The organism is Nocardia sp. FBN12, assembly GCF_054031145.1.
The window spans coordinates 6686093-6700058 of record NZ_CM132926.1; the positions used below are offsets into that span (position 1 = coordinate 6686093).

Annotated in this window: 9 protein-coding genes; 6 read left to right on the forward strand and 3 right to left on the reverse strand. The window is 69.3% G+C overall.

All coding sequences use genetic code 11. From position 1 onward, the window contains the following. Positions 1-50: 50 nt before the first annotated feature. Positions 51-1352 (forward strand): salicylate synthase, encoded by a 1302-nt coding sequence (locus ACWZHB_RS31580; RefSeq protein WP_427909365.1) that lies wholly within the window; start codon positions 51-53, stop codon positions 1350-1352. 26 nt (positions 1353-1378) lie between these two features. On the opposite strand, the gene ACWZHB_RS31585 is transcribed toward ACWZHB_RS31580, so the two are convergent. Next, the gene (locus ACWZHB_RS31585) at positions 1379-3079 is read right to left on the reverse strand and encodes a (2,3-dihydroxybenzoyl)adenylate synthase (RefSeq protein ID WP_427905373.1); all 1701 of its coding nucleotides are present in this window, start codon (positions 3077-3079) and stop codon (positions 1379-1381) included. Between the two features lie 182 nt (positions 3080-3261). On the opposite strand from ACWZHB_RS31585, the gene ACWZHB_RS31590 reads away from it, so the two are divergent. The 3 genes from ACWZHB_RS31590 (at position 3262) to ACWZHB_RS31600 (ending at position 8619) form a co-directional block, all read left to right on the forward strand. After that, the gene (locus ACWZHB_RS31590; protein WP_427905374.1) at positions 3262-7101 is read left to right on the forward strand and encodes a non-ribosomal peptide synthetase; all 3840 of its coding nucleotides are present in this window, start codon (positions 3262-3264) and stop codon (positions 7099-7101) included. A 97-nt stretch (positions 7102-7198) separates the two neighbouring features. Continuing rightward, positions 7199-8062, forward strand: coding sequence for an oxidoreductase (locus ACWZHB_RS31595; protein WP_427905375.1), 864 nt, complete (start codon positions 7199-7201; stop codon positions 8060-8062). 86 nt (positions 8063-8148) lie between these two features. Further along, entirely contained in the window at positions 8149-8619 is a 471-nt protein-coding gene (locus tag ACWZHB_RS31600) for a carboxymuconolactone decarboxylase family protein (protein ID WP_427905376.1), read from the forward strand. On the opposite strand, the gene ACWZHB_RS31605 is transcribed toward ACWZHB_RS31600, so the two are convergent. Beyond that, positions 8620-8784, reverse strand: a complete 165-nt coding sequence (locus tag ACWZHB_RS31605) for a hypothetical protein (RefSeq protein WP_427905377.1) — start codon at positions 8782-8784, stop codon at positions 8620-8622. A 302-nt stretch (positions 8785-9086) separates the two neighbouring features. Here ACWZHB_RS31605 and ACWZHB_RS31610 point away from each other — a divergent pair, with 302 nt between their 5' ends. Next, entirely contained in the window at positions 9087-10175 is a 1089-nt protein-coding gene (locus ACWZHB_RS31610) for a 3-deoxy-7-phosphoheptulonate synthase (RefSeq protein ID WP_056818663.1), read from the forward strand. Between the two features lie 46 nt (positions 10176-10221). Here the strand turns inward: ACWZHB_RS31610 and ACWZHB_RS31615 are convergent, their stop codons facing one another. Further along, positions 10222-10812, reverse strand: coding sequence for a PIN domain-containing protein (locus ACWZHB_RS31615; RefSeq protein ID WP_427905378.1), 591 nt, complete (start codon positions 10810-10812; stop codon positions 10222-10224). A gap of 355 nt (positions 10813-11167) precedes the next feature. On the opposite strand from ACWZHB_RS31615, the gene ACWZHB_RS31620 reads away from it, so the two are divergent. Continuing rightward, the gene (locus tag ACWZHB_RS31620) at positions 11168-13945 is read left to right on the forward strand and encodes an ATP-dependent RNA helicase (RefSeq protein ID WP_427905379.1); all 2778 of its coding nucleotides are present in this window, start codon (positions 11168-11170) and stop codon (positions 13943-13945) included. Positions 13946-13966: the final 21 nt, after the last annotated feature.

Genomic DNA, 13966 nt, shown 5'->3' on the forward strand with positions numbered 1-13966 from the left:
GTCAGCTTTACCTTGGAGGATCGTTGTCGTCGACGGAACAGCCCGTGCGGGTGGAGTATGTGACCGACCCGGCGGCAGCGATGTCACGTCTGGCCGTCTCCGACCGGTTCGGTGAGTACGTGATGTACGAGCAGCCCGGTGTCTGGGTGTTCGCCGCCGATCCGCTCGGCAGCGTGGAACTCGATGCCGGTGAGCTGCGCACCGTCTGGGGCGGGGAGACCAGCACCAGCGCGTGGACCGGCAGTCCGGCCGCCGTCATCGACGCGGCCCTGGCGAGCCTGCCGCTCGACGGCCGCAATGCCTACGGCTGGATCGGCTTCGAATTCTGCGCCTACTCGCTCGCGGCGACCCGCTATCTCAATCCGCTGACCTCGCTGGCGCACCTGATGATTCCGCGGATCGAGGTGCGTGTCGACGCCACGGGCGTGCGGATCAGCGGCGCCACCCCGAGTGAGGCGTGTGACATCCACGATCTGATCGCCGGTTCGCAGGGCGTCGAGCTGCCGGTCGCGGCGCCGGTCGATGTGCGGCCCGACCCGACCGGTTATGAGGATCGCGTCGCCGCCGCGGTCGCCGAGATTCGTTCCGGCAAGTACCAGAAGGTGATTCTGTCGCGCAAGGTGGAGCTGCCGTTCGCGGTGGACGTGCCGGCGACCTATCGCCTCGGCCGGGCTAACAACACACCCGCGCGCTCGTTCCTGCTCCGGCTGGGCGGGCTCGAAGCGGCCGGGTTCAGTCCGGAGCTGGTGGCCTCGGTCGACGACGATCGCGTCGTCACCACCGAACCGCTGGCGGGTACGCGCGCGTTCGGACTCGGTGCCGAGGCCGACGACGCCGCCCGCGCCGAACTACTCGCCGACCCGAAAGAGATCGTGGAGCACGCGATTTCGGTGCAGACATCCTTCGCCGAGATCGCCGCGGTGGCTGTGCCAGGCACGCCCGCGGTCTCCGATTTCATGGCGGTGCGCGAGCGCGGCAGTGTCCAGCATCTCGCGTCCACGGTGCGTGGCACGCTGGCTCCCGACCGCACCGCGTGGGACGCGCTCGAGGTGCTGTTCCCGTCGGTGACCGCGTCCGGTATCCCCAAGCGCGAGGGGGTCGACTCAGTGTTCCGCAATGACCACGAGCCGCGTGGACTGTATTCCGGTGCGGTGGTGTGCGTTTCGCCGACCGGCGCGCTCGAGGCGACGCTGGTGTTGCGGGCGATCTATCAGACCGGCGAGGGTGCGTGGTTGCGCGCGGGCGCGGGGATCGTCGGGCAGTCGCGGCCGGAACGTGAGTTCGAGGAGACGTGCGAAAAGCTCGGCAGCGTAGCGCCTTACGTAGTCAAGGCTTTTACCGCCGCTCCGTGACCGCTTGTCCCGGAAAGATCCGCCGGTCAACCGTTGAGAGCACGCAAGGCTTTCTTGTCGATCTTGCCGACGGCGGTGATCGGCAGTGAATCCGCCTGTCGGACAAGGTCTGGGAGCTTGTAGGTGGCCAGGCCGCGTTCGGTGAGGAAGGTCTTGAGCTCGCCGAGGGTGGGTAGCTCGCCGGTGACAACCAGGACGACACAGACCTTTTCGCCGAGCGAGGCATCGGGTAGGCCGAGGGCGGCGGCGTGGCGGACGGCGGGGTGCGCGAGCAGGTGCTCCTCGAGTTCGTCGCAGGAGATGTTCTCGCCACCGCGGTTGATCACGTCCTTGATCCGGCCGCTCACGATCAGGTGGCCGCTGGGCAACTGGCGAACGAGGTCGCCGCTGCGGTAGAAGCCGTCGGGGGTGAAGGCGCGCGCATTGTGTTCGGGCGCACGGTAATATCCGCGCAGGGTGTAGGGGCCGCGGGTGAGCAGTTCGCCTTCCTCGCCCGGGGGTACGTCGTTGCCGTCGGCGTCGACGACGCGCAGTTCGTCGGCGGGGGAGAGCGGCCTGCCCTGGGTGGTGCAGACGAGTTCTTTGTCATCGTCGAGCCGGGTGTAGTTGAGCAGCCCCTCGGCCATGCCGAACACCTGCTGCAAGGTGCACTGCAACGCGGGCTCGACATCGCGGGCGTTCACCTCGGCCAGTCGCGCGCCACCGACCTGGAGCAAGCGCAACGAACTCAGGTCGGCGTCCTCCCAATCCACTGCCGCGCTCCACAATTGAGCCAGCGGCGGGACGACGCCGGTGACGGTCACCCGGTGCTTCTCGATCGCGGCGAACGCGGCTTCGGGGCTCGGGTCGAGTGTGAAGGCGATGGCGCCGCCGGTCGCGACGGTGCCCAGGATGCCGGGGCAGGCCAGCGGGAAGTTGTGTGCCGCGGGCAGCGTCGTGAGGTAGACGTCGTCGGGGGTGAGTTCGCAGACCCGCGCGCTGGCGGTCGCGTTGTAGACGTAGTCGTCGTGGGTGCGGGCGATCAGCTTCGGCAGTCCGGTGGTGCCACCGGAGACCAGCATTACCGCGATCTCGGCGGGGTCGATCGCGGGCAGCGAATCACCTTCGCGGGAGATCGAATCAAGGGCGACGAACCCGGTGGTGGCCTCGGCACCATCGCCGCCCAGGTCGGCATCGGCCGTCGTGTGCTGGGAAATCGCCACCGGCTGCGCTGCCGCCATGCGCGGATCGCCGGCGACCAGCACGTGGCGCAGGCTCGGCACCGCACGCCGCACCGTCGCGGCCAGCTCGCGATAGTCGAAGTCGCCGAGGCGGTCGGGAATGAGGTAGGCGACCGCTTCGGACAGCGCGGCCAGGTGCTCGATCTCGGCGCGACGGTGCGCGGGCAGGGTGAGTACGGGGATGATGCCCGCGCGCAGCACGCCGAACAGGGCCGTCGCGAATTCGGGAATGTTCGGCAATTGCATGATCACGCGGTCGCCGGGATTGATGCCGAGCGCGAGCAGGCCGTGCGCCATCCGGTCGGCCGCCGCATCGAGCTCGGCGTAGGACTGCGCACCGGTGGCACTGAGCACGGCCGGGCGCTGCGGCTGGGTGCGCGCGGTGTCGCGCAGCAGGTCGCCGAGTGTGCGTCCGGTCCAGTAGCCCGCGGCCCGGTATCGCTGCGCGGCGGCTTCGGGGAACGGGACGTAGCCCTCGCGGTGGCCGGTTGCCGATGTCGACGTCACGTACTGCCTCACTGTATTTTCGGCGGCTGGTGCCGCGGGTTCTCGGCCTATCGACCTCGATGGCTACTGGACCGCATAGACTCTTGCAAAGGTTAGGCAACCCTATCTCAATGGAGTAGGCTGCCGCCGGGCAGTACCGAATCCGTCCGGGAATTGGGCGGCGAGCAAGGAGTGATCGGCAGATGGAGACAGCACCCGCAGGTGGCGCCGGGATCGACCGCGCCGAGATCCGCGCCGCGATCGCCCGCCACCTCGACATCACCGCCGAAGCCGTCGCCGACGCCGACGACCTGATCCAGCTCGGCCTCGACTCCATCCGCACGATGAAGCTCGCGGGCGCCTGGCGCAAACGCGGCATCGCCGTGAACTTCGCCCTCTTGGCCGCCCACCCCACCGTCGACGCCTGGCACGCCCTCCTCAACGGCGCCGATCCCGAAGATCTCGCGCCGAGCGCCATCGCACCGACTGCGGCCGCTGACCCGGTTGTCGCGGACGTGGCCGGTACCGGCCCGGGTGCCGATGCCGCGGTCGAAGCTCCGGATCGCGAGTTCGGTGATGCCGCAGGCGAATACCCGATCGTCCTCGATGACGGCAGCCCCTTCGCGCTCGCGCCCATGCAGCACGCGTACTGGATCGGACGCTCCGATGCGCAGGAGCTCGGTGGTGTGGCCGCCCACCTCTACGTCGAATTCGACGGGGCCGACGTCTATCCCGAGCGGCTCGAGCGGGCCGTCGAACAGCTGCTGTCGCGCCACCCCATGCTGCGCACCCGGTTCCTGCCCGACGGCACCCAGCAGACCCTCGACCGGCCGGGCCGAGCGGTGTTCGGTGTAACCGACCTGCGCGAGGCCTCCGCCGCGGAGGCCGAGCAGCGGCTCGAGGAATTGCGGTATGCGCGCACCCATCAGCGCATGGCGGTGGAAGACGGCCAGGTGATCGAGATCGCCCTCACCCGCCTCGCCGACGGCCGCACCCGCCTGCACCTCGACGTCGACATGCTCGCCGCCGACGCGATGAGCTACCGCATCCTCATCACCGACCTCGCCCGCCTCTACCACGGCCAACAGCTTCCACCCCAGGACTACACCTTCCGCCAGTACCTGGCCGAGCACCAGCGCAACAGCCACGGCTCGGACAACGCCGGCGCGCCACGGCCCGAGACGGCCGCCGGCCCTCAGCAAGGTGCGATTGCCGCCCTCGGCGACGAGCGGGCTCGTGATCGCGCCTGGTGGCAGGACCGGCTCGGCGATCTGCCCGGCGCGCCGGAACTGCCGCTGGCCCAGCACATCTCGGACCCGAATCGCACGATCCGCCTGCACCGCTGGCTCTCCCCGCAGGCCAAGGCGCAGGTGTTCGACGCCGCCCACGCGCGTGGCATCACCCCGGCGATGGCGCTGGCCTCGGTGTTCGCCGAGACCATCGGCGGCTGGTCGGCCCAGCGCCGCTTCCTGCTGAATCTGCCGCTGTTCCACCGTGAGCCGGTGCACCCGCAGGTCGACGGTGTCGTCGGCGACTTCACCTCCTCGGTCCTGCTCGAAGTCGACGTCACCGAGCCCGCCACCGTCGCCGACCGCGCGCGTGCGCTCCAGCAACGCCTCCACGAAGCAGGCGCCCACTCCGCCTATTCCGGCCTGGAAGTCCTGCGCGACCTCGGCCGCCACCGCGGCGAACCGGTCCTGGCCCCCATCGTCTACACCAGCGCCCTCAACCTCGGCGAACTCTTCCCCAGCACCGTCACCGACACCTTCGGCGACCCCGTCTGGATCATCTCCCAGGGCCCCCAGGTCCTGCTCGACGCGCAGATCACCGAGGTCCGCGGCGGGCTGCTGCTGAACTGGGACATCCGCGAAAGCGCCTTCCCCGCAGGCATGGTCGACGCCATGTTCGCCCGCTACATCGAAGCGATCGAACGCCTGGGTGGGCAGACCAGCACCGAGGCCGAGGTCACCGTCGATGGCGCGCCCGTCGAGGTCCTCGACAGCGCGACCCGAACACGGGCGGGCGACGATCGCGCTCGTGCCGTGGTCGGCGGCGCGGGCTGGCAGGCCGAGGCAGGCGTGCGAATTCCGGTGGAGCAGGCGGCCACTCGGGCTCGGGTCAATGCGACCGCGGGGCCGGTGAGCGGCGGGCTGCTGCATACGGGGTTCTTCGCGAACGCCGCCACGAATCCTGCTGCGCCCGCGGTGCTGTGGGAGCCCGCGGGGCAGCTGACCTACGGCGAGCTCGCCGCCGATGCGCTGGCGGTGGCCGGTGCGTTGCGGGAAGCCGGTGTGGCGCCGGGTGATTCGGTGGCTGTTCAGCTTCCGAAGGGTCCCGACCAGATCGTCGCGGTGCTCGGTGTGCTCGCGGCGGGTGCGGTCTATGTGCCGATCGGGTTCGATCAGCCCAACGCTCGTCGCGCCGAAATCCTCAGCACCGCAGGTGCGGTCGCGGTACTCACGGTCGGCGGCGCGCAGATCCCCGACGTGCGCGCGATCGACCTCGCCGAGGCTCGCACCCACGCGGAACCGTTGGCGCGCCCCCTCTTCGGCGACCCGGAGAACATCGCCTATGTGCTGTTCACCTCCGGCTCCACCGGCAAGCCCAAGGGTGTCGAGGTGCCGCACCGCGCCGCCATGAACACCATCGACGACCTCAACGAACGCTTCGGCCTCGGCCCCGCTGACCGAGCGCTCGCCCTCTCGGCCCTCGAGTTCGACCTCTCCGTCTACGACATCTTCGGCCTGCTCGCCGCGGGTGGCGCGGTGGTCACCGTCGACGACGCTCAGCGCGCTGACCCCGCCGCCTGGGTGGAACTCATTCGCCGCCACCAGATCTCGCTGCTGAACTGCGTCCCGAGCCTGCTCGACATGTTGCTCACCGCCGCGCCGAGCGCCCACACGGCCGTTCGATCGGCGCAGCTCGAAGCCATCGCCGACGACTCCCACCCGGCGTCGCCGCCGGAGCCGCTGACCTCACTTCGCACCGTGATCCTCGGCGGCGACTGGGTCGACATCGCGCTCCCCGCACGCCTCGCCGCGGTAGCCCCGAACAGCCGCTTCGCCGGGCTCGGTGGCGCCACCGAAACCGCGATCCACTCCACCATCTGCGAGGTCGTCGACGCGCAGGTCCCCGCCGAGTGGACCGCCGTGCCCTACGGCACCCCGCTGCGCAATGTGCGGTGCCGCGTCGTCGGCCCGGCGGGCAACGACTGCCCAGACTGGGTCAGCGGCGAGCTGTGGATCGGTGGGGATGGTGTGGCCGCCGGCTACCGCAACGACCCGGAGCGCACCGCCGACCGCTTCGTCACCCACGAGGGTCTGCGCTGGTATCGCACCGGTGACCTGGCCCGCTACCTGCCCGACGGTGGCCTGGAATTCCTCGGCCGCGCCGATCACCAGGTCAAGATCCGGGGCTACCGGGTCGAACTCGGCGAGGTGGAGAGTGCCCTGCGCGCCGTCCCCGGTGTCCGCCACGCGGTAGCCGCGGTGATCGGAAAGGCCGCGCCGAAGCTGGTCGCCCTGGTGGTGCCGACCCCCGACGCCACCCTGCACGTCGACGCCGTGCTCGCCGCGACCGCCGACCTGGTCCCGTCCTACATGGTGCCGACCCGCCTGGAACTGCTACCCGAACTCCCACTCACCCCGAACGCCAAGCCGGACCGCAAAGCCATCCGCGCCGTCCTCGAAAAGGGCGAGAGCACAGCGGAATTCGTCGAGCCGAGCACCGATCTGGAACGCGCACTCGCCGCGGTCATCGCCGAGGTGCTCGCGGCCGAGCGGATCGGCGTCACCGACGACTTCTTCGCCCTCGGCGGCGATTCGGTCCTCGCCACCACCGCCGTCGCCCGCATCCGCGAATGGCTCGACGCCCCCGACACCGTCGTCGCCGACCTGTTCACCGCCCGCAGTGTCGCCGCGCTGGCGGCCCGAATGCTCGATCGGGAAAGGGACTCGGGCGATACCGGCAGGCTGGAGCTGGTCGCCACGATGTACTTGGAGGTGGCCGCGATGACAGACGACGAGGTTCTCGCGCAGTCGTAATGACGACACGCCGCCGCTCGCATCGGGTGTCGCGGGCGAACTACGCACCAGCTCTTGCCAATTCGCGCTTTGCCGCGGCGTCGCTACACTTCCGGCAGTGAGCAAGTGGACTATCGCTGACCTGCCCGACCAGACCGGCCGCACCGTCATCGTGACCGGTGCCAACAGCGGTATCGGCGCCGCCACCGCGCGTGCGCTGGCGGAGGCGGGGGCGCGGGTGATCCTGGCCTGTCGCGATATCGCCAAGGCCGAGCGGGTGGCCGCGGGGATGCGTGGCGAGACCGAGGTTCGCGAACTCGATCTGGCGAACCTGAATTCGGTGCGGACTTTCACCGACTCGATCGAGCGCGTCGACGTGCTGATCAACAACGCCGGTGTGATGGCGCTACCGCTGCACCGCACCGCCGATGGTTTCGAAATGCAGTTCGGCACAAATCATCTCGGCCACTTCGCGCTCACCAACCTGCTGCTGGACCGCATCACCGATCGCGTGGTGACGGTGTCGAGCGTCGCGCACCGCATCGGCAAGATCGATCTGGCCGACCCCAACTGGGAGCAGCGCCGCTACGACCGCTGGCTCGCCTACGGCCAGTCCAAGCTGGCCAACCTGATGTTCGCCGATGAACTCCAGCGTCGCCTGGCGGGTGAGGGCGCCGCGGTGATCTCGGTGGCCGCGCATCCGGGCTACGCCGCGACCGAGCTCATGTCGCACACCGAGTCCATCCAGGACGCGATCATGTGGCTGGGCAATCGCCTGCTCGCCCCCACCGCCGAAGCGGGCGCGTTGCCCACGCTGTTCGCCGCCACCGCCGATGTGGTGCCCGGCGCGTTCTACGGCCCCGACGGTTTCCTCGGCCTGCGCGGCAACCCGGCCCGCGCGGGCAGTGCGCCCGCGGCGAAGGATCGCAAGGTCGCCGCCGAACTGTGGGAGCTCTCCGAGAAGCTCTGCGGGCTGATCTGATTCGGTGATCGGCGTCACACGCGCCGATGTCACACCGTGCCCGGCTGTCTCGTCGTCTGAGTGGAACCCACGACGAAGGAGTCATCATGGAAGCGCGCTTCAACCTCTACGGCAACGCCATCGCCGCGAGCTTCAGCAAGCGAATGATCATGGTGGGCAAGGTCATCGACGATTCGCCACTGCCCAAGGCCACCCATGAACTGGTGAAGATCCGGGCTTCGCAGATCAACGGCTGCAGCTACTGCGTCGACATGCACACCAAGGACGCCGCCCACGCGGGCGAAACCTCGGTGCGGATCAACCTGGTCGCCGCCTGGCGAGAGGCGAACGTCTTCACCGAGGCGGAACGGGCCGCCCTCGCCCTCACCGAGGAAGCGACCCGCACCGCCGACGGCGGCCACGTCTCCGACGACACCTTCGACCAGGTCCGCAAGCACTACGACGACGACCAGATCGCGGCCCTGATCGGCGCCATCGCGATCATCAATGCCTGGAACCGCCTCAACGCCATCGCCCACACGCCCGCCGGCGACTACGTTCCCGGTCAGTGGAGCTGATCAACCGAACCGGTGTCCGTGCTCGGCCGCCCACTGCGCGAAGGTGCGCGCGGGTCGGCCGAGCACCTGTTCCACCGTCGGGTCGACGGTGTACGACTCGGGACTCGACTCCGCGTACCAGCCGATCACGTAGTCGGCGGTCGCGCCCGAAACAAGTGTTGTCACAGTCGATTTCCTTTCCTCGACCACCGACGCTAGGAGCTCGAGCAAGGTTGAGGTCAAGGCCTCGGTTCGAGCCGTCTGGATGTGACGGTCCACACTTCGGGCAACCATGGCTCACCTTTCGGCGTTTTACCGGTGGTACAGTCCACGGCATGCAGCGCGCATATTTCTGGTTTAGCTATCCGGCCCTGGGTGGGCCGGTCTGCGACCCTGCGCGCTGACTTCCTCCACCTCGAGCCGGATAACGCCCGGCTCGACGGTAGCGATTTCCGTGGGTCGGCCTCTTAACGCAAAGGACCCACATCATGACCACCGCAGCCGATGTCGACTCGCGGCATTCTGATCTCGACGACCAGCGCACCCTCAGCGTGAGCCCCCTGCGCTCGCCCGCCGAGGTCCGCATGGTCCACCAGATCACCGACGCCCTCGCCGACACCGTTCGTTCGGGCCGCAAGGCCACCGTCGACGTGCTCAACGGCGACGACGACCGCCTCATGGTGATCGTCGGCCCGTGCTCGGTGCACGACCCAGCCGCCGCGCTGGAATACGCCCGCAAGCTGGCCGAGAAGGCCGCCGAGCTGAGCGACCGGCTGCACATCGTGATGCGCGTGTACTTCGAGAAGCCGCGCACCACGTTGGGCTGGAAGGGTCTGATCAACGATCCGCACCTGGACGGCTCGTTCGACGTGAACACCGGCCTCGGCATCGGCCGCAAGGTGCTCGTCGACATCACCGCCCTCGGCCTGCCGGTCGCGTGCGAGTTCCTCGACCCCATCACCCCGCAGTACATCGCCGACCTGGTCTCCTACGGCGCGATCGGTGCCCGCACCGCCGCCAGCCAGGTGCACCGGCAGCTGTCCTCGGCGCTGTCGATGCCGGTGGGCATCAAGAACGGCACCGACGGTGACGTGCAGGTCGCGGTCGACGGTGTGCGCGCCGCGGCGGCCAGCCACGTCTTCCCCGGCACCGACCTCGACGGTCGCTCCGCGCTGATCCGCACCTCGGGCAACCCCGACTGCCACGTCATCCTGCGCGGCGGCAGCAACGGCACCAATTTCGACGCCGCGTCCTGCGCCGAGGCCAAGCTGCGCCTGGAGAAGTCGTCGCTGGCCCAGCGCCTGGTCGTCGACGCCAGCCACGGCAACAGCAACAAGGACCACAACAAGCAGGTCGACGTCGTCACCGACATCGCCGACCGCATCGCCGCCGGCGAGCAGGGCGTGGTCGGCGTGATGCTGGAGTCGTTCCTCGTCGCGGGCCGCCAGGACCTGACCCTCGGCAAGGCCGACGACCTGACCTACGGCCAGTCCATCACCGACGCGTGCATCGACTGGAACACCACCGCCACCCAGCTCGACCGTTTGGCCGACGCCGTGGCCGCACGCCGCGGGTAGTTCGTTCGATCGACAGTGCGGGCCCCGGATTCCGGGGCCCGCACAACTACCAGCCAGTCGGTTTTCGCCAGTGGCCATCGACGGGATTTGCGAGCTGAGACGCGTAATAGTGCTGGGCGGACAGCCGTGCCCACCAGTGCCTGCCTGCGCCTTCCGTCGCGGTGCCGCGCAATGCGCCAGCGAGTTGCCGTGAGCTGGGATTCACAGTCCCGACCGGCACCCGCTGTCGAGCGGTGTGCAATGGCAATGCGAGATCGGAATCATTGGAGATCACGATCGCAGCGTCTACCTGCCCGCAGAACACATCGGTGAGCAAGTGGGTGGCCACGTTGACGTCGGAGCCCTTCTCTTCCCGCATTCGCACCGTCGCCATCAGCACATCGTCGCCATTCGGGTTGGTGGCGAGGCGGATCGGCAGATCTGACGACCACTGTTGCTTTCCGTCCGCGACGACAAGCTCGGCCTGGCCGGACTTGTTCGCGCGTGCGAGTGGCGCTGACTTCGGCCACGCCACATAGCGCCCCAACTCGAGGACGTCGATGGAGCCGTTGGCCTGTATCGCGTTCAGGTACACACTCTGATCGCGATGCGCGTCCGGGTTGTCTTTCGGATCGACTCGCGCCGTGCAGTAGACCACGCGGTGAACGGTCGACCCCTGCCAACCGCACAGTGATTCTGCAACGGCGCGCACATCGAGCCAGCGCCAGCCAGAAGTTCCACGACCGCAGATTCCCCGCATGCCGTAGTACAAGTTGAAAGCATCGATGTACACGCCGACCCGCATAATTCCCCCACTGAAGTTGCAGTGTGAACGAGCGCTCCGCTGCCCGACCGGCTGCCAATCGGGCAAAAAAAGACCCAGCCCTACGTGAGGACTGGGTTGGTAGCTACATGCTAGAGATACTTCTTGCGCAGGTCAACTACGAAGTTTGGGTGCGACGGTCTTCGGCCGGTAGCTGGGTTCTGGCCACGGCGCGGCAGACTGGTCGACGATGAAGCTTCCCGAACTTCCCGATCTTCCCGTGCGACCGGCGCTGGCGCGGATCACCGCGACGCTGGCCGAGCATGGTGTCGCGGTGCTGGTCGCGCCGCCGGGCACCGGCAAGACCACGTTGGTGCCGTTGGCGCTGGCGGCCGGGTCGGCGGGGCGCATCGTGGTGGCTGAGCCTCGGCGGTTGGCGGCGCGGGCGGCGGCGGCGCGGATGGCGGCGTTGCTGGGGGAGCGGGTCGGGGAGACCGTGGGCTATGCGGTGCGGGGGGATCGGAAGGTGGGGCCGGGGACGCGGATCGAGGTGGTGACCTCGGGGTTGCTGGTGCGGCGGTTGCAGAGCGATCCGGAGTTGGCCGGGGTCGGCACGGTGATACTCGACGAATGCCACGAGCGGCACCTGGACGCTGATCTGCTGCTGGCGCTGTTGCTCGACGCGCGGTCGGGGTTGCGGCCGGACCTGCGGGTGCTGGCGACCTCGGCGACAGTGGCCGCGGATCGACTGGCCCACCTGCTCGGCACCGGAGGGACCGGGCAGGGTGTCATCGATGGGGACGGAGCCGGAACTCCGGCTGGGCCGGGTGTCCTCGGTGCCGAAGCCGACCGGGCTGACGAGAGTTCGGCGCAGCGGGTGCTATTGGTCGACAGGTCGCGTGCACCGGTTCTGGAGGTGCGCGGGCGGACGTATCCGGTCGAGGTCGACTACGTGCCCGCCCAGCCCCGCGAACGGATCGAAGCACAGGTCGCGCGGGCTACTCGCAGTGCGCTGGCCACCATCGACGGTGATGTGCTCGTCTTCCTGCCCGGTGTCGGCGAGATCAACCGCACGGCCGGGTTGCTGCGCGACCTCGATGTCGATGTGGTGCCGTTGCACGGCAGACTCGCCGGTGCGGCCCAGGATCTCGCGCTCCGGCCGGGAACGCGACGGCGAGTCGTATTGTCCACTGCCGTAGCCGAATCCAGCCTCACCGTCCCCGGTGTGCGCGCGGTGGTCGACTCCGGCCTGTCCCGGGTTTCCCGCGTCGATCACCGACGCGGACTGTCCGGCCTTGCGACAGTGCGTGTTTCGGCCGCGGTAGCCGAGCAGCGCGCAGGCCGCGCGGGCCGCGAAGCCCCCGGCCACGCCTGGCGCTGCTGGCCCGAATACGAACACCAAACCCTGCCCGCCTACCCCGAACCCGAAATCCGCACCGCCGAACTCACCCGTCTCGCACTGGAATTGGCCTGTTGGGGCACCCCCGACGGCACCGGCCTCGCCTGGTGGGACGCTCCACCGGCGGGCGGCCTCGCCGCGGCCCGAACCGTCCTGCGAGCCCTCGGCGCCCTCGACGAAGCCGACCGCATCACCCCGCGCGGCAAGGCCATGGCCGCCCTCGGCCTCCACCCTCGCCTCGCCCGCGCGCTGCTCGACGGCACCGCCCGAGTCGGCGCGAAAGCCGCCGCCGAAATGGTGGTCCTGATGGACGACGACTCCCTCGCCGGCACCGTCGACGCGACCGCGGCCCTGCGCGCCCTCCGTTCCGAACGCCCACCCCGCTGGTCCCGCGAAGTCCAACGCCTGACGCGACTCGTCACCAGCACGACAACCGGCGACAACCCCGACCGCCAGTCCGTCGACGGCGCGCAGGCTGATACGCCGTCGCGGGTGGGGCGACGCGACCGGTCGAGCGTCGATGGCCCGAAGGCTGATGTCTCGCCGGACCTGCCGGACTCGGCGATCACCGGCTCGGTGGCAGGCAGGCCGGGTCGCCGGGATCGTGTCGTCGGCGAGGTCGGGAACGCGAGTGGTGACGGTGGAACGGATGTCGCGGCGCTGTTGATCGCGCTGGCGCAGCCGGAGCGGTTGGCTCGACGGCGGTCGAGCGGGTCGTCCACGTATCTCATGGCGGGCGGTACCGCGGTGACCTTGCCTGCCGGGTCGGGCCTGGCCGCGGCGGAATGGCTCGCGGTGGCGGTCGCTGATCGTGATCCGGGCCGGGCCGAGGGGCGAATTCGGTTGGCGGCCATCGCTGATGAGGATCTCGCTCGCGAAGCCGCGCCAGGGTTGGTGGTCGTGGCGGACGAGGTGCGGTGGGACGGGGGTGATGTGGTGGCGCGACGGGTGGCACGATTGGGCGCGATCATCTTGTCGGAGAAGGCATTACGTCATCCCGACCAGGCTCTGGTGGAACAGGCCGTGCGACAAGGCCTTCGAGACGAGGGGCTGGATCTGCTGCGGTGGAACGATGACGCTCGCGGCCTGCGTCAACGTCTCGACTTCCTGCACCGCACCCTGGGCGATCCTTGGCCCGCTGTCGACGACGAGGCACTCCTCGGCGACCTCGGCACCTGGCTCGGCCCCGAACTGTCCACTGCCCGCCGCCGCTCCGACCTCACCCGCATCGACGCAGGGGCGGCCCTGCGCCGGCTGCTCCCGTGGCCCACCGCCACACGCCTGGACGAGCTGGCTCCGGAACGGCTGGAAGTCCCCTCCGGTAGTCGCGTTCGCCTCGACTACTCCGCCGATCAGCCGATCCTCGCGGTCAAGGTCCAGGAGATCTTCGGCTGGACCGAGCCACCCACCCTCGCCGACGGCCGCGCCCGGATCCTGCTGCACCTGCTCTCCCCGGCCCAACGCCCTGTCGCCGTCACCGCCGACCTGGCCTCCTTCTGGAAAACCGGCTGGCCCCAAGTCCGTGCCGACCTCCGCGGCCGCTATCCCAAACACGCCTGGCCCGAGGACCCCACCACTGTCCCCGCCCACCGGGGAACAGCTCGCCGAGCCGCCAACCGCCCGAACTGACTGCCCACCACACGGTCTCGA